Below are 22,032 nucleotides of genomic sequence, written 5' to 3'. Positions count from 1 at the left end.
GGTGCGACGCGGGGTGGAGCAGCTCGGTAGCTCGCTGGGCTCATAACCCAGAGGTCACAGGTTCGAATCCTGTCCCCGCTACCACCACGAAGGCCCCCGACCTGGAATCCAGGTCGGGGGCCTTCGTCGTTCTGCGGTGCTTCGTCGGCCTCCCCGACGAGGCGCAGCCCGGGGTCGGTTCGTCCACCCCCCGTGCGGGGCGGCAGTTCACCGGGCGGTAGTCTTGATGCCATCACCGGGACGCACCGGTGCGGCGCGGGGTGGAGCAGCTCGGTAGCTCGCTGGGCTCATAACCCAGAGGTCACAGGTTCGAATCCTGTCCCCGCTACCACCACGAAGGCCCCGACCTCCACGAGGTCGGGGCCTTCGTCGTTCCCGCCCCCGGGAAGGACGAACGGCCGGTCCGTCACCGTCGAAGGTCACCAACCGGCCGTTCGTACCGCCGCCGGGGAGCCGACCCGGCCCCTCACCGCTCCGCGAGCGAGGCCGGCAGCCGGAACGTCCCGTCGTCCCCCGGCGGGAAGGGGTGGACGCCGACGACAGCGGTCCGGGGGAGCGGCCCGTACACGTGCGGGAACCACGGCCCCGACGTCTCCACCTCGCCGTCGCGCACCCCCGGCTCCCAGCGCACCGGCGACCCGACGCGCCCCGGGTCGACCTCGAGGAGCAGCAGATCGGTGCGCCCGGGGTAGAGCCGCGAGGCCGGCAGCGCCACCGTTCCGGGGTCGGAGCAGTGCACGAATCCCTCGGAGCGCAGCGAGGGCGGCCGGACGGAGTCGTCGGCGGCGTCCCAGTCCGCGCGGGAACAGATGTGGAGGATCACGGCGCCCATCCTGGCACGGGGGTGGGGGAGCTCCCGGGGCCCGATACGGGCCATAGTGGACTCATGCTCGCGAGCCCGACGGACACGATCCTGCTGGTCGTCTACTACGTCCTGTTCGTGTTCTACCTGTTCATCATCGGGCGGCTCGTGGTCGAGGTGGTCCGGGGCTTCGCGCGCGACTGGCGGCCCGCCGGCGGGACGGCGGTCAGCCTCGAGCTCATGTACCGGGTCACCGACCCGCCGGTGAAGCTGCTCAAGAAACTGATCCCGGCGATCCGCATCGGGAACATCAGCCTGGACCTGTCGATGATGATCCTGCTGATCGTGGTCTACATCGTGATGCGGGTGATCGACCCGCGGTGAGGCCGTGACGAAGCCCCTCCCCGGTGGTCCCCCCGCCGAGGACCTGAGAGTCTCCGTGCGTGACGCCAGCCCGTGACCTCCTCGCGTTCGTCTCTTCGGCCGCGCGCAACCCCACGGTCATCGGGGCGGTCGCCCCGAGCGGCCGCGCCCTGTGCGACGTGCTCGCCTCGGTCGCCCCCGAGGACCCCGCCGCGACGGTCGTCGAGCTCGGGCCCGGCACCGGCGTCGTCTCCCAGGCGCTGCGCCGCCGGATGGCGCCCGAGGCCCGGCACGTCGCCGTCGAGATCGACCCGGGCATGGTCAGCCACCTGGCCCGCACCCGGCCGTGGCTCGAGGTCGTGCGCGGGGACGCCAAGGACCTGCAGAAGCTGCTGGCCGACATCGGGATCACGCGCGTCGACACGGTCGTCAGCGGCCTGCCCTGGACGCTGTTCTCCCGCGAGGCGCAGCGCGGGATCATGGAGCAGGTCTCGCGGGTGCTCGCTCCCGGCGGGGTGTTCACCACCTTCGCCTACCGCCACGTGATGAACCTGCCCACACAGCGACGCTTCCGGGAGCTGCTCGAGCAGAGCTTCGACGAGGTGCGCCTCACGCCCACGGTGTGGCGCAACGTGCCGCCGGCACTCTGCTACCAGTGCCGCAACGTGGGTGCCGGAGGCTCGTGAGCACTTTCGGTGGCCATAGCCCCCGAAAGTGCTCACGCGCCGGAGGCACTCAGGCGCGGCCCGAGTGAGGCCGCGTCGAGGTCGGCGGGCTCGGTGGCGTCGCAGAACGCGTGCAGCAGCTCCGCGAAGCGCCCCGGCTCGTCGCAGTGCGGGAAGTGCCCGGAGTCGTCGAAGACCTCCAGGCGGCTTCCCGGCATGAGCGACGCGGCGCGGTAGGCGTGGCCGACCGGGATGATCGGGTCCCGGCGGCCCCAGACGACGAGGGTGGGCAGGCCGGCGGTGAGGTAGAGCCGGTCGGTCCCGGTGACCCGCTGGCCCCAGGGGCCGATGACGCCGCGGATGGTGTCGACGAACGCGTCCGCGTGGGCCCGTTCGGTCAGCGAGCCGGCGTGGCGGGCGTACTCCCGCAGCGACACCTGGTCGGCCGGGCGCAGGGGCAGCGCGGCCGCCGCCCGCAGCGCGGCGACCCCGAGTCCGAGCACTCCGGTGCGGGCGAGGATCGGCACGACGACGCCCGCACCGGGCAGCGCGGCCAGGCGCAGCGTCGGGCTCACCCCGCGGCCGAGCCCGCCCGAGGAGACCAGCACCAGGCGCGCGCACAGCTCCGGGAACTGGTAGGCGAACTGCATCGCCACGCCGCCACCGAGCGAGTGCCCCACCACGGTCACGCTGCGGTGCCCCAGCGCGGCGAGCAGGTCGCGCAGCCCGTTCGCGAAGGCGCCCATCGAGAAGTCCCCGCTCGGGCCGGCCGACTCGCCGTGCCCGAGCAGGTCCGGGGCGAGGATCCGGCGACGATCGCCCACCGACTCCAGGCGCTCGATCGCCGGCTCCCACGTGCGCGAGCTCCCGGCGACGCCGTGCAGGAGCACGACGACCTCGGCCTCCTCGCCGCGCTCGGGGCCCGCCTCGACCCACGCCATCGGGTGGCCGTGGAGGGTGAGCGTCCGCCGTGTGGAGACCATGCGCGTCATCGTCCTGCGCCGACCTCCTTCGGGCGACCCGGGGCCGACCCGGCGCCGGCGGTCCCTACCCTGGCCCGCGATGACGCCGCCCCGACCGGACCGCCGCCCGTCCCGATCGGCCTCCCCGGCCCACCTCGCCGGGGCGGTCCTGGTGGCGGCGGGCCTGGTCGCCGGCTGCGGCGCGGGATCGACCCCGGCGCCGGCCGTCACCGCCGCACCAGCCCCGCCCAGCTCGTCGGCGCCCGCGGCGACGACCCCGACGACGCCGGCGCCGCCCGGCTCGTCCGCCTGCGTCACCGCGACCTACGACCGCCTGACGCCCGCCCAGCGCTGGACCCAGCTCGTCGTCGTCGGGGTGGGCGCCGGCGGGGTCAGCCCGGCCGCCCGAGCGGCCCTGGCGAAGGAGCCCGGCGGGGTCATCCTCACCGACGGCGACACCGCGAGCTCCGACGCCGTCACGAAGGTCGTCACGAGTGCCCAGGCGACCGGGGGCGCCGACGTGCCGATGCTCGTCACCGCCGACCAGGAGGGCGGGCAGGTCCAGGAGCTCGAGGGGCCCGGCTTCACCCGCATCCCGGCGGCCACCGCCCAGGGGAGGGACCCGGACGCGCTGCGCGGCGACGCGCGGACGTGGGGGAAGGAGCTGCGCGACGTCGGGGTCACCGCCGACCTCGCGCCGGTCGCCGACGTGGTCGACCCCGCGCTGGGGACGGCGAACGCGCCCGTCGGGAAGTTCGGGCGGCAGTTCGGCACCGACGTCGGCGCGGTCGCTCCCGCGGTCGGCGCCTTCGTCGGGGGCCTGCGCGACGCCGGGGTGGCCCCGACCCTCAAGCACTTCCCGGGGTTGGGGGAGGTGCGCCAGAACACCGACGTGGCCGCCGACGTCGTGGACACCCAGACGAGCGCCGACTCGCCGTCGTTGCGGTCGTTCGCCGCCGGCATCGAGGCCGGCGCGCCGCTGGTGATGGTGTCCTCGGCGCGCTACCCGAAGATCGACCCGGACCACGAGGCGCTGTTCTCGTCGCGGATCCTGGGCGACCTGCTGCGCGGGCGGCTGGGCTTCACCGGCGTCGTCATGACCGACGACGTCGGGGTCGCGAAGGCCCTGGCCGACGTCCCGGTCGGCGCGCGCGCCACGAGGTTCCTCGCCGCGGGCGGAGACCTGGTGCTCACCGTGGCGCCGCAGAACCTGGGGCCGATGGTGGACGCCATCACGGCGGCGGCGCGCGAGCCGGCGTTCGCCGCCCGGGCGCAGGACGCGGTCCGCCGCGTGCTCGCGCTCAAGGAGCAGCAGGGCATCCTGCACTGCTGAGTCGATCACCGCGCCCGGCTACCCGGCGGTAGTGCAGGGGACCGACGGACCTGCCAGAGTGGCCCGCGCGCCGGGTGCTGACGCGCCCACCGCAGAGAGCCTGGGAGCCGACGTGGATCTGACCTACACCGCCGAGGAGGAGCAGTTCCGGACGGAACTGCGGACCTGGCTGGCGGAGAACATCCCCGAGGAGTGGACCCGGCCGGGGTACTGGGCCTCGCTGGACACGACCGAGTCGTTCGAGAAGCGCCGCGAGTGGGAGGCCCGCAAGACCGCCGCGGGCTTCTCGGGCATCCAGTGGCCCGTCGAGTACGGCGGCCGCGGCGGGACGCCGGGCATGAAGGCGATCTACGACGAGGAGACGATCCGGGCGCACGCCCCGCAGACCGTCAACACCCTCGGCCTGACCTTTCTCGCCCCGACCGTGATGGCGATCGGCACCCCGGAGCAGAAGGCCGAGATCATCGGCCCGATGCTGCGCAACGAGGTCATCTGGTGCCAGGGCTTCTCCGAGCCCGGAGCCGGCTCCGACCTCGCGGCCGTGGCGACCCGCGGGGTGCGCGACGGCGACGACTTCGTCGTCAACGGCCAGAAGATCTGGACGACGAACGCCATGCACGGCGACAAGATCTTCACGCTGGTCCGCACCGAGCCCGGCTCCGAGCGCCACAAGGGCATCTCGATGCTGCTCATCGACATGGACCAGCCCGGCGTGGAGGCCCGCCCCCTCAAGCAGATGAGCGGGGCGAGCGAGTTCGGCGAGGTGTTCTTCACCGACGCCCGCGTCCCGGCCAAGGACTGCCTCGGCGAGATCGGGCAGGGCTGGCGCACCGCGATGCTGCTGCTCTCCTTCGAGCGCGGCGCCTCAGGCGTGGGCCAGTACACCGAGTTCCGCCGACAGTACGACGAGATCGTCGCCGAGGCGAAGCGCTTCGGCCGCGCCGAGGACCCGGTGGCCCGCCAGGAGCTGGCCCGCTGCCTGGTCGAGCTGGAGTGCCTGCGCTACCACGCGATGCACATCCTGACCCAGACCGAGCAGGGCCGGGACCTGGGCTCGGAGTCGTCGATGACCAAGCTGCAGTGGTCCGAGGCGTTCCAGGACCTCTGGGAGGCCTTCGAGAAGGTCCTCGGCCCGGAGGCCACACTCGCGGCCCCGCGCCCCGACGTCGACCTCACGCCCTTCCACGCGCAGGACCACTGGTCCCGGTCGGTGACCATCTGGGGTGGCTCGTCGCAGGTCCAGCGCAACATCGTCGCCGAGCGCGTGCTCGGCCTGCCGCGGTAGGAGGCCGGAGATGTTCTTCGCACTGACCGAGGAGCAGGAGGCGTTCGCCTCGACCGTCTCGGAGTTCCTCGCCGACCGCTTCGACCTCGACGCGGTGCGCGGCGTCGTCGAGGACCCCGACGGCGACGGCCACCCGCTGACGCTGTGGAAGGGCCTCGCCGACCAGGGCGCGCTCGCCGTGCTCGTCCCCGAGGAGCACGACGGGCTCGGGCTCGGCCTCCTGGACGCGCAGGTCGTGGCCCGCGCCCTCGGGGCGGGCGTGGCCCCCGGACCATGGCTCACGACGGTGCTCGCGGCCGAGGCGATCCGGCTCGCCGGCTCGCCTGAGCAGCAGTCCCGGTGGCTGCCCGCGCTCGCCGCCGGCGAGACGGTGGGCACGGTCGCGCTGCGGGGTGAGGGCGGGGCCTGGGACGGCTCCGGCATCACGGTGGACGCGAACAGCCCGGAAGGCGACGGCACGAGCAGGCTCTCGGGCTCGGCGTCCCCGGTGGACTACCCGAACGTCGCGGGTCTGCTCGTCGTCGCCGCCACCGACGCCTCCGGCACGCCCGGGCTGTACCTGGTGGAGGCCGGCGCGAGTGGGCTCTCCGTGCGCGACCAGCGCACCTACGACGGCACGGCCCGCGTCGGCGCCGTCGAGCTCACCGACACCCCGGCCGAGCCGCTCGCCTCCGGCGGGGCGGACGCCGTGGCCGCCCTGCTGGCGCGCGGCGCCGTGCTGAACGCCGCCGACCTCGTCGGGGTCGCCCGCGAGGCGCTCTCGCGGACCGTCGCCTACGACCGCGAGCGCACCCAGTTCGGCGTGCCGGTCGGCTCGTTCCAGGCGATCAAGCACCGGATGGCCGACCTGCACGTGGCGGTGACGATGGCCGAGCACGCGGTCCTCTTCGCCGCGCACGCGCTGGACAGCGACGATCCGGGGAAGGCGATCGCAGTCGCTGTGGCGGGCTCCAAGGCCTCCGACGCCGCCTGGGAGGCGACCGGCGCGATGATCCAGTTCTTCGGCGGCATCGGCTTCACCTGGGAGCACGAGGCTCACTTCTTCTACAAGCGGGCCCGCCGTCGGGCGCCGCTCTTCGGCTCCGCCGAGGAGCACCGTGAGCACCTGGCGGCGCTGACCATGTAGGTGGCCTCCGGCCTCGTGAGCACTTTCCGGGGCTATGACCCCGGAAAGTGCTCACGGGTGCGGAGCACACCCAGGGGGAAATCGCCGCACCGGATCACCGGCCCGTCGTCGTCGTGCCAGCTCGCGGCGACGTCGGGGGAGCGCACGATCGAGCCGGTCGCCTCGCGGACCGAGGTCGAGACGACGACGCGCCCCCGGTCGTTCACCAGCGCCGCGCGCGGCCCGAGCGCGCGCAACCGCGGCAGCACCAGGCGCTCGACGTTCGCCACGGACACGTCCGACCCGACGACGCCCACGAACCGGCCCTCGCGGCGCACCGGGACGGTGAGCGTGAGCGTGTAGTCGTCGGTGCAGAAGTAGTCGACGTAGGGGCCGGTGACGTGCCGCGCCCCGGTGCGGGCGGGCACGGTGAACCACGGCTGGCGGGTGTAGTCGAGGTGCTCCTCCGACGGGCCGGCGTCGGGCAGGAGCCGGCGCGGCGGCGGCCCGGACGTGACCGTCCACCACTCCAGCCAGCGGGTCCGGTCGGCGAGGGCGTCGCCGGCGGGCACGTGGCCCGCGCCGACGACGAGGTCGGGCGCGGCGGCGAGGGTGGTCCCGATGACGTCGCGCAGTTGCGCCAGGTCGGCGGCGCGCGGCCGGGGAAGCGCGACGTACAGGTCCTCGACGGCGACGCGCAGCGGCTCGAGATCGGCGAAGAGGCGCTCGACGACCTCGTGGACCGACTGCGCCAGCGCGACGGCGGCCGCACGAGCGCCCGCGGCGTCCGCGTTCATGACCGCCCCCGTCCCCGGCCCCACCCCTGGGACCCCGTACTCACCGCCCATCCGACTCCGCCAGGCGCAGTTCCGCCAGCCTCTCGACCGCTTCCTGCACGTGCGCCTCGGTGAGCGCGCGCGCCCGTGCGGCGTCCGCGTCCCGGACCGCGTCGAGGATGGCGCCGTGCGCCGCGCGGGCCGGCCCGACGGCCCCGTCCATGTCCGGTGCGAGCCAGAGCAACATGCCGATCTCGCCCTGCAGCAGCACCTCGCTGCGGGTCAGCCGGGCCGACTGCGTGGCGGCGGCCACCTCGAGGTGGAAGGCGCGCTCGACGCGGTGCAGCCCGCCGGGACCCGCCGACGACACGCCGTCCAGGCCGTCGCGCACGGCCTCGACCTCCGCGGGCGACGACCGCTCGGCCGCCAGCCGCGCCGCCGCCCCGGCGATCGCGGTGTAGTGGTCCCCGACGTCGCGGATCTCGGCGAGCGTCAGCGACCGCAGCCGCTCCCGCTGCGCGGCGAGCCCCACACCGACGGGGTGGCGGACGAAGCTTCCGCCGCCTCGGCCGCGCCGGGTGTCGACCAGGCCCTCCGAGCGCAGCGTCACGAGGGCCTCGCGGATCGTCACCGTGGCCACCCCGAGCAGGTCGGCGAGGTCCGCCTCGGCCGGCAACGGCTCGCCGTCGGCGAGCAGTCCCACCGTGATCGCGTCGCGCAGCCGCCGGACCACCGCCTCCGCGCGGCCCAGTTGGTCGAGCGGGGCGAAGACGGTCGAGCGTGCCAGGGGCGCACCGGGAGCGCCGAGGGGGCGCACACGGTGATCAGGCACGCGCCGAGTCTGCCGGACGGCCTTGAACTTTGAGAACTGGTCTCATACGTTTGTTGGTGTCGGAGCGTGGGCGGATCCCGGTCCCCCCACCGGATCCGCTCCTCCGAGGGCGGCCCGGCCGGAACCCCCCACCGGCCGGGCTCGCTCTCGCGCTCGCCGACCTCCCCGACCCGGTAGGTGGCCCTGCGGACGGGGTACGGACCTGGTGGCATGAGCGGCGTCACCCTTCGACGAAGGAGTCGCCCCCGTGGTCACCCCCACCGACGACAACCCGGATCTGCTCACCGTGATCGCGCGCATGACCGCGAAGCAGGGCAAGGAGGCCGACCTGCGCAGCGCGCTCGAGGCGCTCGTGCCGATCACGGTCCAGGAGGACGGCTGCGTCAACTACGACCTGCACGTCGCCGAGGACGACCCGGCCACGTTCTACTTCTACGAGAACTGGGAGTCGGGCTCGGAGCTCGACGCCCACCTGGGTGCGCAGCACCTGGTGGACTTCGCGAGCAAGCTCGAGGATCTGCTCGGCGGCGGGTCGGAGGGCCTCGTCATCACCCGGCTCAAGCGCGTCAAGTGAGCACGGCGACCCCCGCGTCGGTGGCCTCGGCGATGGTCGAGGCCGCCGGCGCGTGGCTCGGGACGCTCGACGACGAGCAGTCCGCACAGGGCTGTTGGGCTTGGCCGGGCTCGAAGGCGGCCGAGGCCGAGCGGCTCGCCTGGTACTACACGCCCACCGACCACGGCGGGCTCACGCTGCACGAGCAGCTGCCCCACCAGCAGCGCGCCGCGATGCGGCTGCTCGCGACCGGGCTCTCCGAACCGGGCTACGTCAGCGCCTCGACGATCATGGGGCTGGAGAACGTCCTCGACCGTACCGAGGGATTCACGGCCGGGTTCGCCCGCGACCGGGGCCGCGACCCGGGGATGTACTACCTGCGCGTCTTCGGTGACCCGTCCGGGTCCGGCCCGTGGGGCTGGCGCTTCGGCGGGCACCATGTCTCGGTCAACCACCTGGTGGTCGGCGGCGAGGCGGTGGCCGGGTCACCGTGCTTCCTCGGCGCGGACCCGATGGTCTCGCCGCTGCTCGGCGGGCAGGAGCTGCGCCCGCTGGGCGCGATCGAGGACCTCGGGCGGGCGCTGCTGCACGCGCTCGACGCCGACCAGCGCGCCACCACGGTGCTCACCCCGACGGCGCCCGCGGACATCATCGGGGCCAACCGGGTCGGGGTCTCGCCCGGCGACCGCCTGATCCCGCTGCCCGACCTGTGGCGCGGCCACTTCGACGACCAGACCCTCGAGGACCGGCTCTGGTCGATGCACGACGGCCTCGAGGCACAGCTGGGCGTGACCGAGGCCGACCGCGCGGCCACCGAGATCGGCCCGACGCCGAAGGGGATCGCGGCGAGCGACCTCACCGAGGCCCAGCGGGCGGTCCTGCGCGACCTGCTCGAGGTCTACGTCGGGCGGATGCCCCCGGGCCTGGTGGAGCGCGAGCGGGCCCGGTTCGACGGCGACGGACTGGACGGCGTGCACTTCGCGTGGGCCGGCGGGCACGAGCGCGGCGAGCCGCACTACTACCGGGTCGAGGGGCCCGACCTGCTCGCCGAGTGGGACAACACCCAGCGCGGGGTCAACCACGCCCACTCGGTGTGGCGGGCCGCCGGACGCGAGTTCGGCCGGGACGTCGTGGCCGAGCACCGCCGCGCGCACCACTGAGTCGTCGCCGGGCCCGCCCCGTCCCAGCCCCGGGCACGCCTGACCCCGTGGCAGCAACGGCACGATCCTGGCGTTGGTCGAGAGGACGGCGCCGCTCACTCGTTGGCCGGGTCGGGCCGCCGGTGGCAGCAACGGCACGTTCCTGGCGTTGGACGCGAGGACGGCGCTGCTCACTCGTCGGCCGGGTCGGGCCGCCCGTGGCAGCAACGGCACGATCCTGACGTTGGACGCCAGGACGGCGCCGCTCACTCGTCGGCCGGACCCGGACCCGGACCCGGGCGGCACCGGGACCGACCCGTCCTCGGGACGGCCGTCCGCCCCGCCCCGCACCCGTGGGTGGGAGGTCAGGCCGGGATTACCCTGGACCCCGTGGACGACTCGACCGCGACCGAACTCAAGGACCTCGCCGCCAGCCTCGATTCGGTGGAGGCGGCGATGGACCTCGACGGTCTGCGGCGCCAGGTCGCCGAGCTCGAGGCGCAGGTCGCCGCGCCGGACCTGTGGAACGACCCCGAGACTGCGCAGAAGCTGACCAGCGACTTCACGCACAAGCAGGCCGACCTCAAGCGCGCCGAGTCGCTGCGCTCCCGGCTCGACGACCTCTCCACGCTCTACGAGATGGCCGACGAGGAGTCCGGCTCCGACTCCGTCGAGCTCACCGCGGAGGCCGACTCGGAGCGGGCGAGCCTGCATTCCGACATCAGCGCGTTCGAGGTCCGCACCCTGCTCTCCGGCGAGTACGACGAGCGCGACGCCCTGGTGACGGTTCGCGCGGAGGCCGGCGGGGTGGACGCCGCCGACTTCGCCGAGATGCTCATGCGGATGTACCTGCGCTGGGCGGAGCGCCACGGCTACCCGACCGAGGTCTACGACACCTCCTTCGCCGAGGAGGCGGGCATCAAGTCCGCCACGTTCAAGGTCTCCGCGCCGTACGCGTACGGGACCCTCTCCGTCGAGCAGGGCACCCACCGCCTCGTCCGGATCTCGCCGTTCGACAACCAGGGCCGCCGGCAGACGAGCTTCGCCGGGGTGGAGGTGGCCCCCGTCGTCGAGTCCACCGACCACGTCGAGATCGACGAGAAGGACCTGCGCGTCGACGTCTACCGCTCGTCGGGCCCCGGCGGTCAGGGCGTCAACACCACCGACTCCGCGGTGCGCCTGACCCACCTGCCGACCGGCATCGTCGTGAGCTGCCAGAACGAGCGCTCGCAGCTGCAGAACAAGGCGACGGCGATGACGGTGCTCGCGGCCAAGCTGCTCGAGCGTCGCCGCGCCGAGGAGCGGGCGCTGCTGGACTCGCTGAAGGACTCCGGGTCGAGCTGGGGCAACCAGATGCGCTCCTACGTGCTGCACCCGTACCAGATGGTGAAGGATCTGCGGACCGGTCAGGAGACCTCGCAGACCAGCCAGGTGCTCGACGGGTTCATCGACGACTTCCTCGACGCCGGCATCCGCTGGCGGAAGCAGACCGAAGCCGCCGCGTAGCGATCGTTCGCCCGGACGGGAAGATCGACTTCGGCAAGTAGCATCGCGCCCCGTGCTCCGGCTCGAACACGTCAGCAAGCTCTACCCGACGTCCGTCCGGCCGGCGCTCGACGACGTGTCGGTGGACGTCGACGCCGGCGAGTTCGTGTTCCTCATCGGGCCGTCCGGCTCCGGCAAGTCCACCCTGCTGCGGCTGCTGCTGCGCGAGGAGACCCCGTCGAGCGGCAACGTCTTCGTCGCCAACTGGAACGTCGCCCGCCTCCCGAACCGCAAGGTGCCGCGGCTGCGCCAGCGGATGGGCTGCGTGTTCCAGGACTTCCGGCTGCTCGGCGACCGGACGGTGGCCCAGAACGTCGCCTTCGCCCTCGAGGTGACCGGCAAGTCCGAGCACACCGTCCGCACCGTCGTGCCCGAGATGCTCGAGCTGGTGGGCCTGGACGGGAAGGGCGACCGGATGCCCGCCGAGCTCTCCGGCGGCGAGGCCCAGCGCGTCGCGATCGCGCGCGCCCTGGCGAACCGGCCGCTGGTGCTGCTGGCCGACGAGCCCACCGGCAACCTCGATCCCGAGACCAGCGACGACATCATGCTGCTGCTCGACCGGATCAACCGGACCGGCACCACGGTGGTCATGGCCACGCACGACCGGCAGATCGTCGACGCCATGCGCCGCCGGGTCGTCGAGCTCCACCTCGGCAAGCTCGCCCGCGACGACGCCCGCGGCGTCTACGGGGCCACCCGGTGACCGGGCCGCGCCGATGAGGGGGCAGGGCCGATGAGGGCGCAGGGCCGATGAGCGGGCAGGGCCGATGAGGGGGCAGGGCCGGTGAACGGCATGGCGTTCGTGTGGCGCGAGGCGCTCGCCGGGCTGCGCCGCAACGTCACGATGAGCATCGCGATGATGCTCACGACGGCGATCTCGCTCGGCATGCTCGGGGCCGGGCTGCTCGCGGTGCGCACGATCGACCGCACCCAGGACCTCTACTACTCGCAGCTGGCCGTTCAGGTCGCCCTCGACGAGCCGACCAGCGCGGGCGACCCGGACTGCTCGAGCCCGGCCTGCACCGGCCTGCGCGGCGAGCTGCAGGGCGACCCGCTGGTCGCCGGGGTGTCCTACGAGAGCCGCGAGCAGGCCTACCAGCGCTTTCTGCGGATCTACGCCGGCCAGTCGATCCTGCAGCTGGTGCGCCCGCAGAGCCTGCCCGCGACGCTGCGGGTGACGCTCAAGGACCCGACGCGCGGCGACGCGATCGTCGCCGAGTACTCCGGGAGGCCCGGGGTGCGCAACGTCGTCGACCAGCGGGCCCTCGTCCAGGACCTCTTCACGTTCCTCGCGAGTGTGCGCAACGGCGCCTTCGGGCTGGCCGCGGTGCAGGCCCTCGCCGCCCTGCTGCTGATCTCCAACACGATCCAGGTGTCGGCCTTCACGCGGCGCACCGAGGTCGGGATCATGCGCCTCGTCGGCGCCACCCGCTGGTACACCCAGGTCCCGTTCCTCATCGAGGCGGTGATCACCGGGGTGGTCGGGGCGCTGCTCGCGACCGGGGGCCTCGTGCTCGGCAAGCTCTTCTTCATCGACCGGCTGCTGGGCGGGCGGCTGATCTCCAACGCGATCCCGGCGGTCGGGATGAGCGACGTCCTGTTCTTCGTTGCACCCTTGTTGGTGGTCATCGGCGCGGCGATCGCGACGGCGACCGGGTATGTCACCCTGCGCCTGTACGTGCGCAACTGACCCGACGAGCAGGAGGAGTGCAGCCGTGGCGAAGACGGCCGTCCCGACCGACTCGGGACGCGCGAAGGAGAAGGCCGGGAAGGCCGCGTCCTCGAACCGTCCCGAGGACCGCCGCAAGGTCGTCGCGACCAACCGGAAGGCCCGCCACGACTACACCATCCTCGACGTCTACGAGGCCGGGATCGCGCTGCAGGGCACCGAGGTCAAGAGCCTCCGGGCGGGGCGCGCCTCGCTCGCGGACGCGTTCGCAACGGTGACCGACGGCGAGGTGTGGCTTCGCGGCCTGCACATCCAGGAGTACGACTTCGGCAGCTGGACCAACCACGAGCCGCGCCGCCACCGCAAGCTGCTGCTGCACCGTGAGGAGATCTCGCGGCTGATCGGCAAGACGCGCGAGGGCGGCCTGACCCTGGTGCCGCTGTCGATCTACTTCTCCGGGGGCATGGCCAAGGTCGAGCTCGCGCTGGTCCGCGGCAAGGCGAGCCACGACAAGCGCCAGGCGATGGCCGAGCGTGACGCCAAGCGCGAGGCGGAGCGGATCGTCGGCCGCCGGATCAAGGGGTGGTGAGCCCGCTCGAGCGCCCGCTCACGTGCGACGACGACGTCGCGGGCTGGGTGCGCTCGCTGCGCCTGGGTCCCGACGGCGGGTCGGGCCTGGTCGACGTGCATGTGCACTTCCTGCCCGAGCGCGTCCTGCGCAAGGTGTGGGCGTTCTTCGACGACGCCGCGGCCAACTACGGCTACGAGTGGCCGATCCACTACAAGCGCCCCGAGGACGAGCGGCTGGCGCTGCTGCGCTCGTTCGCCGTGGAGCGGTTCGCCCCGCTGGTCTACCCGCACAAGCCCGACATGGCGGCCTGGCTCACCGGCTGGGCGCTGGACTGGGCGGCGTCGATCCCCGAGGCGGTGCCGTCCGCGACCCTCTTCCCCGAGGGGTCGGTCACGGACTACCTCTCCGACGCGCTCTCCCGCGGCGCCCGGGTGGTGAAGGCGCACGTGCAGGTCGGCGGGTACGACCCACGCGACCCGTTGCTCGACCCGGCGTGGGGCCTGCTCGCCGAGGCGGGGATCCCCGTCATCACGCACTGCGGTGACGGCCCGCGGCAGGGCAACTACACCGGTATGGGGATCATCGGCGAGGTCCTCGAGCGCCACCCGCGGCTCCCGCTGGTGCTCGCCCACGCCGGCCTGCCGGAGTACGACGAGGCGCTGGCATTGGCGAAGCGCTTCCCCACGGTCCGGCTTGACACCACCATGGTCGGCACCCCGTTCACCGAAGGGTTCGCGCCGTTGCCGCGCGACTGGCCGGAGCGGCTGGCCGACCTGTCGGGCGAGGGCCGGGTGGTGCTGGGCACCGACTTCCCGAACATCCCCTACGCGTACTGGCGCCAGCTCGAGGCGATCCGCTCCTGGGCGGCGGCCGACGACCGGCTCGGAGAGGACTTCCTGCGCTCGGTGCTGCACGACGCGCCGGCCGCGATGCTGGGGACCCCGGCGGGATGATCGACGGGCCCCGGCGCGTTATGATGGACGGCCCTGCCCACCGTGGCAGGGAGAAGGGGGTGACTGGTTTCGACTCCGAGCGGTTGATCAGGAGAAGCGTGCCGAGGAAGGCGACGATGATCTCGATAACCACCCGTCGCAAAGAAATAAGCGCCGAGAACAGTACTCAGCGCGACCTCCAGCTTGCTGCCTGACAGCAGGTTCTGAGGTCTGTCGGCCCGGGTTCGTTCCCGACCCGGTAGCCGGCATCAGCTAGGGAACTCCACCGTCGGGCCCGGTCACGGGGCCCGGCGGGACATCGAACAGTGACTGGGGTCGTCACGCCGGCGTGTCTGCACGACCGGCGGGCCCGAGCAGAGACGACGCAGACTGCGCACGGAGAAGTCCTGACGAGTGTTCGGAGGACCCGGGTTCGATTCCCGGCACCTCCACCCCCACGGCGGCCGGAGAGCACCACGCTCTCCGGCCGTCGTCGTGTGCGGGACCAGGCACGACGCGCGTTCCTGAGGCTCCACTGTGGATCTCCTCAATATCGGTCGACCGGGATCCCGTTCGAGGGATAACATCACCCGGCCGAGCGATGCGGGTTGGCATCCGTTCCACGCAGAGGAGGCAGGGGGACCCGTCGTGACCTCCCAGGTACCGGTCGAGACGACCAGGACCACCCCGGACGGTGACGCGTTCCCCGCCCTGCGCACGGAGAGTCCCGGAGTGATCACCGACCGCGTGATCACCGACCGCGTGATCACCGACCCGGGCGCCGACGCGCCCACCGGCGCGCTGGCCATCGGCGCCGACGACGCGGCCGTCCGCGGCGTCGACGAGGTCCTCGGCCGCGAGGTGCGCCTCGTCACGCTCCCGCCGGCCGCCGGCGAGCTGCTCTCCGAACGGATCGAGCAGGTCCGCCACCTCGCGCGCCTGCACCACCCGCACCTGCTCGAGGTCTACGACGTCGACGGGCTGGCCCCGGACACGGAGAGCACGCTCGTCCTGGAGAACGTCCCGGGGGAGCCGCTCGCGCTGGTGCTACGCGACGGCCCGATCGGCGAGCCCGAGCTCGCCCGCATGGGCGCCCAGCTCGCCTCGGCGCTGGCCCACGCGCACGCGCACGGTGTGGAGCACGGCGCCATCGGCGCGGCGAGCGTCCTCGTGGACCGCGCGCACGCCGACGCCTGGCTCGTCGGACTGACGGCGTCGTTGTCCGGCCCCTTGCCGGTGGTCGGCGAGCAGCCCGACGACGGCGAGGACGCCGCCCGCCGTCGCGCGGCGGACGTCCGCGCCCTCGCGGCCGTCCTGTCCGGGGTGCTCGAGCACGCGGCCGCCGTCGTCGGCGGCGACGACCCGGAGGCCGTCACCCGCCCGTCGGCCCGCGACGACACCGTGCCCGACTCCCCGCTGGCCGCCCTGCTCCGGGACGTCGAGACCGACCCGCCCGGCGCGGCCGTGTTCTCCGAGCAGCTCGTCCGCGTCGGGCGTGGCGTGGCGGCCCGTGAGGGCCGGGCGGAGCCGGCCCGGCTCGTCCCGGTCGTCGCGTCCTGGGCCGAGAGCCCGGCGCTGCCGGGCGCCGAGGAGCAGCCCGTTCCTGCCGCCCTGGCGGGCCCCGCGGTCCGCGCGCGGGGCAGGAGCGGGATCACCCCCTTCAGCGTGACCTCGCCGGCCGGACGCCGCGCCCGCCGCGCAGCGGTGCTCGGCGCCGCCACCGCCACGCTCGCCCTCGCCTCCGGGCTGGTCATCTGGGCGGGCGAGGCCCATCTCGTGCGCCCGGAGTCGCAGGCCGAGATCGGGGCCTCCGCGCCGTCGGCGATCCCGGCGGCGCCGCTCCTGCCGCGGGCCGCAGACGCCGGGGCCTCGGACGGCGGGGGCTCGGACGGAGGCTCTGACAGCGGCTCCTCGGGTACGGGGGACACCTGGACCGGCGTGACCGCCGGGTCGACCGGCGGCACCGAGCACGGCGCGGTCGGCGTCGCGGCCCGGCCGGCGGCGGTCCGTGAGGCGGTGCCCTCGACGACCACCGAGCGGTCCCCGGAGACCGGCACGCGGTCCGACCCGCCCTCGCAGCTGCCCGGGTCGGGCCCGACGCCCCCGACCCACCCGGACGGGCCCCCGGCGAGCACCGACCCGACCACGACGCCGACGACCACCCGACCCACGACGACGCCGTCGACGACCAAGCAATTGACCAAGCCGTCGACGTCGACCCAGCGGACGACCCAGCCGACGACCACCCAGCGGACCGCCACGTCCGCGCCGACCCGCAGGAAGACGTCGACGGCCACCTCGTCGGCCACGGACCCCACCACGGGCACCGCGACCGACGCCGCCGTGGCCGGCACGGAGGCGGCCACGGCGACCTCGGTGCCGCCGACCACCACCTCGGCCGCGACGGTGCTCGCCGCCGGGATGTGAGGCCGTAACCTCTCCGCCGGGCCGCGACGGTGCGGCGAGGAGGGTGATGTCCGCGCACGGCGAGGGCGCGTCCGGTCCCCGGGAGGCCCTGCCCTGGGAGGTCTGGGCGCTCCTGGCGGGCAGCTTCCTGGTGGCGGCCGGGTTCGGTGTCGTCGCACCCGCCCTGCCCGTGTTCGCCCGCAGCTTCGGCGTGGGGGTGACGGCCGCCGCGGCCGTGGTCAGCGCCCTGCCGGTGTTCCGGCTGCTCTTCGCGCCCCTGTCGGGCCGGCTCGTCGCCCGCGTCGGCGAGCGCACGATGTACCTCGGCGGGCTGCTCGTCGTCGCCGGGTCGACCGCGGCGTGCGCGTTCGCGACGAGCTACGTCCAGCTCCTGGTCTTCCGCGGGGTCGGCGGGATCGGGTCCACGATGTTCACCGTCTCGGCGTTCTCGTTGATCTTCCGGCTGGCCCCGGAGGGCCGGCGGGGCCAGGTCAGCGGCCTCTTCACCGGCTCGTTCCTGCTGGGCGGGATCTCCGGCCCGGCCCTGGGCGGCGCCCTCGTCGCCGTCGACCTGCGCGCGCCGTTCGTCGTCTACGCGGTGGCCCTCGTGGTCGCCACGGCGGTCGTCGGCGGTCTGCTCGCGTTCTCGTCCGGCGTCGGGGTCCGCCCCACGGATCCGGGCGTCGAACCGTTGACGATCAGCCGGGCGCTGCGCCGGCCGACCTACCGGGCCGCGCTGACCTCGGGCCTCGCGACCGGGTGGGCCGTGCAGGGAGTCCGGGTCGGACTGGTCCCGCTGTTCGTGGCCGTCGCGCTCGGCCGGGAACCGCTGTGGGCGGGGATCGCGCTGACGGTGTTCGCGGTCGGGGACGGCGCGATGCTGCTCGCCACCAGCGGGCTCTCCGACCGTCGTGGCCGGCGCCCCGTCGTCGTCGCCGGCCTCGCGATGGTCGCCGCGGGCACCGCGTGCCTGGGCCTGTTCCCGAGCTTGGCCGTGCTGCTCGTCGCCTCGCTGGTCGCCGGGGCGGGCGCCGGGCTGCTCCAGCCCGCCCAGGGGGCGGCCGTGGCGGACCTCGTCGGGTCCCGGCGCTCCGGCGGCCCGGCGCTCTCCGGGTTCCAGATGGCCTCCGACGTCGGGGCGATCGTCGGGCCGCTGGCCGCCGGGGCACTGGCCCAGTACGTGGGGTTCGCCGCGGCGTTCGGGGTCTCCGGCGGGGTCGCCCTGGTCGCGATGCTCGTGTGGCTGACGACGACCGAGCCCCCGGCCCCCGCGGAGCGGGGTTCACCCCCGGGACGGGAGGGCACCCGCGCCGCATGAGCGGGCGCGACGCGGCCGGAGCCGTGCCGGAGGGGATCGTCGAGACCTACGGCGACGCGATCGACGCCGCCCTCGACGGGGTCGACCCGGAGGCGCCGCTCTGGTGCTTCGGCGACCAGCTCGGTCCCGCCGTGCACGGCCTGCCCCAGCACGCGGGGCGCGACGTCGTGCTCGTCGAGTCCTCGGCCGTCCTGCGCCGGCGCCGCTACCACCGCCAGAAGCTGCACCTGCTGCTCTCGGGCATGCGCCACCTCGACGACGAGCTCGGGGAGCGGTCGACCTACCACCGCACCACCACCTACCGCGAGGCGCTGGACAAGGTGGGCGGGCCCGTCGTCGTGCACGAACCGACGTCGTACGCGGCGAAGGAATTCGTCGAGACGCTGCAGCGCGAGGGGCTCGTCGCCGCGATCCTGCCGACGACGACGTTCGCCCGCCCGAAGGCGGAGTTCGCCGCGTGGGCGGGCGAGGGCTCGTCGTTCACGATGGAGACCTTCTACCGCAACCAGCGCACCCGCTTCGAGGTGCTCCTGGACGGCGACTCCCCGGTGGGCGGGAAGTGGAACCTCGACCACGACAACCGCGAGCCACCGCCGAAAGCCCGGAAGGACGGCGGCCGGCGGACGCTCGGCGTGGACCCGCCGTGGTTCCCCGACGAGGACGAGATCGACGAGCAGGTCCGCGACGACCTCGACGCCATGGAGCTGGACACCGTGGGCGCCGACGGCCCCCGGCTGTTCGCGGTGACCCCCGACGAGGCCCGCCGGGCGCTGCGGCAGTTCGTCGAGCACCGCCTCGACCCGTTCGGGCCCTACGAGGACGCCGTCCTCGCCGGCGACTGGAGCATGGCCCACTCGCTGCTGTCGGTGCCGATGAACCTCGGCGTGCTGCACCCGCTCGAGGCGGTGGCGGCCGCCGAGCAGGCCCACCACGACGGGACGGCCCGGTTGAACTCCGTCGAGGGTTTCGTGCGGCAGGTCCTCGGGTGGCGCGAGTACATCTGGCACCTGTACTGGCACTTCGGGAAGGGCTATCACCGCAACAACGAGCTGGATGCCCGCAAGGAGCTGCCGCGCTGGTGGGCCGACCTCGACGGCGACGCCGTCACCGCCGCCTGCCTCTCCCACACGATGAACGAGGTCCGCGACCGCGGCTGGGTCCACCACATCCCGCGCCTGATGATCCTCGGCAACCACGCCCTACAGCGGGAGTACCGGCCCAGCGAGCTCTCGGAGTGGTTCACCACCTCGTTCGTCGACGGGTTCGCCTGGGTGATGCCGCCCAACGTCGTCGGGATGAGCCAGCACGCCGACGGCGGCAAGCTCGCGACGAAGCCGTATGCCTCCGGCGGCGCCTTCCTCAACAAGATGACCGACCACTGCGGCGACTGCGCCTTCGACCCGAAGGTCCGCGTGGGGGAGAAGGCCTGCCCGTTCACCGCCGGCTACTGGCAGTTCGTACACCGCCACGCCGACCTGCTGCGCGCGAACCAGCGGACGGCGCGGGCGGTGGCGACGATGGACCGGCTGAAGGATCTCGACGCGGTGATCGAGCAGGAGAAGGGGCGCACCGAGTTCTGAACCCCTCATGGGGGCCTGACCCGCCCTCGTTACGGTGGTCGCCATGGCGAGGAGTCAGCAGACGGGCCGGACGCGGCCGAACACGGCGGGCCGTGGCAAGAACCCCGTCTCGGGCGGGCGCCGGTCGCCCTCGACCGGGAAGTCGCGGACGCCGACGATCATCGCCGTCGTCGTGCTCGTGGTCCTCGTCGCCGTGATCGCCGTCGCGGTGTACTCGGCCAACGCGAACAAGACCGCGGCGCTGCCGGCGAACCAGCCGGTGACCCCGGTCAACGCCAGCTACCAGACCCGCGTCGACGGCACCGTCGTCGTCGCGGGCAACGGGCCGACCACGCTCGACGTCTACGAGGACGCCCAGTGCCCGGCGTGCAAGCAGTTCGAGTCGCTGGACGGGCAGAAGATCACCGACGGGCTGAACGCCGGGAAGCTCACCGTCCGCTACCACATGGTCAACCTGCTCGACCAGAGCTCGAATCCGCCCGGCTACTCCACCCTCGGCGGCAACGCGATCATGTGCGCGGCCCAGAACGGCGGGTTCGCGACGCTGCACAAGACGCTGTACGACCGCCAGCCCGAGGAGGGCGGCGCGGGCTACACCGTCGACGACCTGGTGACCCTCGGCAAGAACTCCGGCGCCGGGCCCGGGTACGAGGCGTGCGTGCGCGGCAACACCTACGGTGCCGCGGTCGCCCAGAACTACCAGCAGGCGGTGTCCGACCCGGCGCTGCAGCAGGAGTCCAACGGCAGCCGCGGCTTCGGGACGCCGACGATCGTGGTCAACGGCAAGACGGTGAGCCCGAACGACCCGGCGCTCGCGGCGGCGCTGGGCTGAGGTCGGGGCCCCACCCCCCTCACGGCCGGCACCGGCCCGCCGTGTACCGTTTCGCGGCGTTGGGGCTGTGGCGCAGCTGGTAGCGCATCACACTGGCAGTGTGAGGGTCAGGGGTTCGAGTCCCCTCAGCTCCACCCACGAATCCGCGAAGGCCCGCCGACCACCCGGTCGGCGGGCCTTCGTCGTTCACGGGCAGCAGCCGTCCTCGCGCCGCTGACGGCTGGCACAGCCCGAGGTACGAGGGCTGGACCAGCGTCAGCTCGGCGCGGACACACTGTCGTACGACGGGTTGTCGTGGAGAGCGTCACCCGGCGAGCCGCGGTGCTCTTCGCCGGTTACGATCGCCGGGTCGCATGGGGTGGTCCCGCCGTCGGGGTCGTCCCGGAAGGAGACAGTCGTGGGCAGGAGGCATCCGTGACGGCCGTCGCACCCAAGCCGATCTCGACCACGCCGTACCCGGTACGGGAGTCGAAGCGCGGCTCGTTCGTCGGCCGGATGATGAGGACGACCGACCCGAAGGACCTGGGGATCCTCTACCTGGTCACCTCCTTCGCGTTCTTCCTCATCGGCGGGCTGATGGCGCTGCTCATGCGCGCCGAGCTCGCCCGCCCGGGCCTGCAGATCCTCTCGGTCGAGCAGTACAACCAGCTGTTCACCATGCACGGCACGATCATGCTGCTGCTGTACGCGACGCCGATCCTGTTCGGCTTCGCGAACTACATCGTGCCGCTGCAGATCGGTGCCCCCGACGTCGCGTTCCCGCGGCTGAACGCCTTCTCCTACTGGCTGTTCCTCTTCGGCGGCACGATGGTGGTGTCCGGGTTCTTCTTCCCGGGCGGCGCCGCGAGCTTCGGCTGGTTCGCCTACTCGCCGCTGTCGGACTCGCTCTACACGCCCGGCTACGGCGCCGACGTCTGGATCGTGGGCCTCGCCGTCTCCGGCCTGGGGACCATCCTCGGCGGCGTCAACTTCGTGACGACGATCGTCTGCATGCGCGCCCCGGGCATGACCATGTTCCGGATGCCGATCTTCACCTGGAACATCCTCGTGACGGTCGTGCTCGTGCTGCTCGCCTTCCCGATCCTCACCGCCGCGCTGTTCGGCCTGCTGGCCGACCGGCACCTCGGGGCGCACATCTTCGACCCGGCCAACGGCGGCGTGATCCTCTGGCAGCACCTGTTCTGGTTCTTCGGCCACCCCGAGGTCTACATCGTCGCGCTGCCCTTCTTCGGCATCGTCACGGAGATCTTCCCGGTGTTCAGCCGCAAGCCGGTCTTCGGCTACAAGACCCTGATCTACGCGACGCTGTCGATCGCGGCCCTCTCGGTCGCGGTGTGGGCGCACCACATGTACGCCACCGGCGC

21 protein-coding genes, 3 tRNA genes and 1 other RNA gene are annotated in these 22,032 nt (G+C 73.4%); 21 read left to right on the top strand and 4 right to left on the bottom strand.

Annotation, left to right across the window (positions count from 1 at the left end):
* The first annotated feature begins 7 nt into the window (after positions 1-7).
* Both VGH76_RS08265 and VGH76_RS08260 read left to right on the top strand, forming a co-directional pair.
* Positions 8-84 (top strand) — tRNA-Met (locus VGH76_RS08265).
* A gap of 170 nt (positions 85-254) precedes the next feature.
* A tRNA-Met gene (locus VGH76_RS08260) sits at positions 255-331 on the top strand.
* 135 nt (positions 332-466) lie between these two features.
* Here the strand turns inward: VGH76_RS08260 and VGH76_RS08255 are convergent.
* Entirely contained in the window at positions 467-823 is a 357-nt protein-coding gene (locus tag VGH76_RS08255) for a DUF952 domain-containing protein (RefSeq protein WP_331556156.1), read from the bottom strand.
* Positions 824-886: 63 nt separating this feature from the next.
* Here VGH76_RS08255 and VGH76_RS08250 point away from each other — a divergent pair, with 63 nt between their 5' ends.
* Both VGH76_RS08250 and VGH76_RS08245 read left to right on the top strand, forming a co-directional pair.
* On the top strand, positions 887-1,186 hold the full coding sequence (locus VGH76_RS08250) for a YggT family protein (RefSeq protein ID WP_331556155.1): 300 nt from the start codon (positions 887-889) through the stop codon (positions 1,184-1,186).
* A 59-nt stretch (positions 1,187-1,245) separates the two neighbouring features.
* Complete coding sequence (locus VGH76_RS08245) at positions 1,246-1,851, top strand: class I SAM-dependent methyltransferase (protein ID WP_331556153.1); 606 nt, start codon at positions 1,246-1,248, stop codon at positions 1,849-1,851.
* A 32-nt stretch (positions 1,852-1,883) separates the two neighbouring features.
* Here VGH76_RS08245 and VGH76_RS08240 read toward each other — a convergent pair whose 3' ends face one another.
* Entirely contained in the window at positions 1,884-2,813 is a 930-nt protein-coding gene (locus tag VGH76_RS08240) for an alpha/beta hydrolase (protein ID WP_331556151.1), read from the bottom strand.
* 79 nt (positions 2,814-2,892) lie between these two features.
* Here VGH76_RS08240 and VGH76_RS08235 point away from each other — a divergent pair, with 79 nt between their 5' ends.
* From VGH76_RS08235 to VGH76_RS08225, 3 genes are all read left to right on the top strand, one after another.
* Complete coding sequence (locus VGH76_RS08235; RefSeq protein WP_331556149.1) at positions 2,893-4,125, top strand: glycoside hydrolase family 3 N-terminal domain-containing protein; 1,233 nt, start codon at positions 2,893-2,895, stop codon at positions 4,123-4,125.
* A 112-nt stretch (positions 4,126-4,237) separates the two neighbouring features.
* On the top strand, positions 4,238-5,410 hold the full coding sequence (locus tag VGH76_RS08230) for an acyl-CoA dehydrogenase family protein (protein ID WP_331556148.1): 1,173 nt from the start codon (positions 4,238-4,240) through the stop codon (positions 5,408-5,410).
* 10 nt (positions 5,411-5,420) lie between these two features.
* A complete protein-coding gene (locus VGH76_RS08225) occupies positions 5,421-6,536 on the top strand; it encodes an acyl-CoA dehydrogenase family protein (RefSeq protein WP_331556147.1) in 1,116 nt (371 codons plus the stop codon).
* A gap of 32 nt (positions 6,537-6,568) precedes the next feature.
* Here VGH76_RS08225 and VGH76_RS08220 read toward each other — a convergent pair whose 3' ends face one another.
* Both VGH76_RS08220 and VGH76_RS08215 read right to left on the bottom strand, forming a co-directional pair.
* Positions 6,569-7,312: a hypothetical protein gene (locus VGH76_RS08220; protein WP_331556146.1), complete on the bottom strand. Its 744-nt coding sequence runs from the start codon at positions 7,310-7,312 to the stop codon at positions 6,569-6,571.
* A 40-nt stretch (positions 7,313-7,352) separates the two neighbouring features.
* Positions 7,353-8,123 carry a FadR/GntR family transcriptional regulator gene (locus VGH76_RS08215; RefSeq protein ID WP_331556145.1) on the bottom strand — a complete coding sequence of 257 codons (771 nt, stop codon included), beginning with the start codon at positions 8,121-8,123 and terminating at the stop codon, positions 7,353-7,355.
* 247 nt (positions 8,124-8,370) lie between these two features.
* Here VGH76_RS08215 and VGH76_RS08210 point away from each other — a divergent pair, with 247 nt between their 5' ends.
* The 14 genes from VGH76_RS08210 to VGH76_RS08145 all read left to right on the top strand — a co-directional run.
* The gene (locus VGH76_RS08210) at positions 8,371-8,697 is read left to right on the top strand and encodes a putative quinol monooxygenase (protein WP_331556144.1); all 327 of its coding nucleotides are present in this window, start codon (positions 8,371-8,373) and stop codon (positions 8,695-8,697) included.
* On the top strand, positions 8,694-9,836 hold the full coding sequence (locus VGH76_RS08205; protein WP_331556143.1) for a DUF3500 domain-containing protein: 1,143 nt from the start codon (positions 8,694-8,696) through the stop codon (positions 9,834-9,836). The genes VGH76_RS08210 and VGH76_RS08205 overlap by 4 nt, the downstream gene beginning before the upstream one ends.
* Before the next feature lie 369 nt (positions 9,837-10,205).
* Positions 10,206-11,321, top strand: a complete 1,116-nt coding sequence (prfB, locus tag VGH76_RS08200) for a peptide chain release factor 2 (RefSeq protein WP_331556142.1) — start codon at positions 10,206-10,208, stop codon at positions 11,319-11,321.
* Positions 11,322-11,373: 52 nt separating this feature from the next.
* Positions 11,374-12,063, top strand: a complete 690-nt coding sequence (ftsE, locus tag VGH76_RS08195; protein ID WP_331556141.1) for a cell division ATP-binding protein FtsE — start codon at positions 11,374-11,376, stop codon at positions 12,061-12,063.
* 90 nt (positions 12,064-12,153) lie between these two features.
* Complete coding sequence (ftsX, locus tag VGH76_RS08190) at positions 12,154-13,050, top strand: permease-like cell division protein FtsX (RefSeq protein ID WP_331556140.1); 897 nt, start codon at positions 12,154-12,156, stop codon at positions 13,048-13,050.
* 157 nt (positions 13,051-13,207) lie between these two features.
* Positions 13,208-13,618, top strand: coding sequence for an SsrA-binding protein SmpB (gene smpB, locus VGH76_RS08185; protein WP_414637694.1), 411 nt, complete (start codon positions 13,208-13,210; stop codon positions 13,616-13,618).
* Positions 13,615-14,553 carry an amidohydrolase family protein gene (locus VGH76_RS08180; RefSeq protein WP_331556138.1) on the top strand — a complete coding sequence of 313 codons (939 nt, stop codon included), beginning with the start codon at positions 13,615-13,617 and terminating at the stop codon, positions 14,551-14,553. The genes smpB and VGH76_RS08180 overlap by 4 nt, the downstream gene beginning before the upstream one ends.
* 55 nt (positions 14,554-14,608) lie before the next feature.
* Positions 14,609-14,987, top strand: a transfer-messenger RNA (tmRNA) gene (ssrA, locus tag VGH76_RS08175).
* Between the two features lie 193 nt (positions 14,988-15,180).
* Complete coding sequence (locus VGH76_RS08170; RefSeq protein ID WP_331556137.1) at positions 15,181-16,959, top strand: hypothetical protein; 1,779 nt, start codon at positions 15,181-15,183, stop codon at positions 16,957-16,959.
* A 46-nt stretch (positions 16,960-17,005) separates the two neighbouring features.
* Positions 17,006-18,256: an MFS transporter gene (locus VGH76_RS08165; protein WP_331556136.1), complete on the top strand. Its 1,251-nt coding sequence runs from the start codon at positions 17,006-17,008 to the stop codon at positions 18,254-18,256.
* Positions 18,253-19,836, top strand: a complete 1,584-nt coding sequence (locus VGH76_RS08160) for a cryptochrome/photolyase family protein (protein ID WP_331556135.1) — start codon at positions 18,253-18,255, stop codon at positions 19,834-19,836. The genes VGH76_RS08165 and VGH76_RS08160 overlap by 4 nt, the downstream gene beginning before the upstream one ends.
* Positions 19,837-19,879: 43 nt before the next feature.
* Positions 19,880-20,668, top strand: a complete 789-nt coding sequence (locus VGH76_RS08155; RefSeq protein WP_331556134.1) for a DsbA family protein — start codon at positions 19,880-19,882, stop codon at positions 20,666-20,668.
* Positions 20,669-20,729: 61 nt separating this feature from the next.
* A tRNA-Ala gene (locus VGH76_RS08150) sits at positions 20,730-20,802 on the top strand.
* 280 nt (positions 20,803-21,082) lie between these two features.
* On the top strand, positions 21,083-22,032 hold a 950-nt coding region (locus VGH76_RS08145), incomplete at its 3' end, for a cbb3-type cytochrome c oxidase subunit I (protein WP_331556133.1).

It is taken from the genome of Actinomycetospora sp. (assembly GCF_036497585.1).
Classification (GTDB): Bacteria; Actinomycetota; Actinomycetes; order Mycobacteriales; family Pseudonocardiaceae; genus Actinomycetospora.
This window is presented reverse-complemented; position numbering and strand designations above follow the sequence as displayed.

Bases quoted from the DNA above. Each gene is read 5' to 3' on its own strand.
- VGH76_RS08240 (WP_331556151.1), bottom strand. From the start codon at position 2,813: ATGGTCTCCACACGGCGGACGCTCACCCTCCACGGCCACCCGATGGCG.
- VGH76_RS08225 (WP_331556147.1), top strand. From the start codon at position 5,421: ATGTTCTTCGCACTGACCGAGGAGCAGGAGGCGTTCGCCTCGACCGTC.
- VGH76_RS08250 (WP_331556155.1), top strand. From the start codon at position 887: ATGCTCGCGAGCCCGACGGACACGATCCTGCTGGTCGTCTACTACGTC.
- VGH76_RS08160 (WP_331556135.1), top strand. From the start codon at position 18,253: ATGAGCGGGCGCGACGCGGCCGGAGCCGTGCCGGAGGGGATCGTCGAG.
- VGH76_RS08155 (WP_331556134.1), top strand. From the start codon at position 19,880: ATGGCGAGGAGTCAGCAGACGGGCCGGACGCGGCCGAACACGGCGGGC.
- VGH76_RS08220 (WP_331556146.1), bottom strand. From the start codon at position 7,312: ATGAACGCGGACGCCGCGGGCGCTCGTGCGGCCGCCGTCGCGCTGGCG.
- VGH76_RS08165 (WP_331556136.1), top strand. From the start codon at position 17,006: ATGTCCGCGCACGGCGAGGGCGCGTCCGGTCCCCGGGAGGCCCTGCCC.
- ftsX (WP_331556140.1), top strand. From the start codon at position 12,154: ATGGCGTTCGTGTGGCGCGAGGCGCTCGCCGGGCTGCGCCGCAACGTC.
- VGH76_RS08235 (WP_331556149.1), top strand. From the start codon at position 2,893: ATGACGCCGCCCCGACCGGACCGCCGCCCGTCCCGATCGGCCTCCCCG.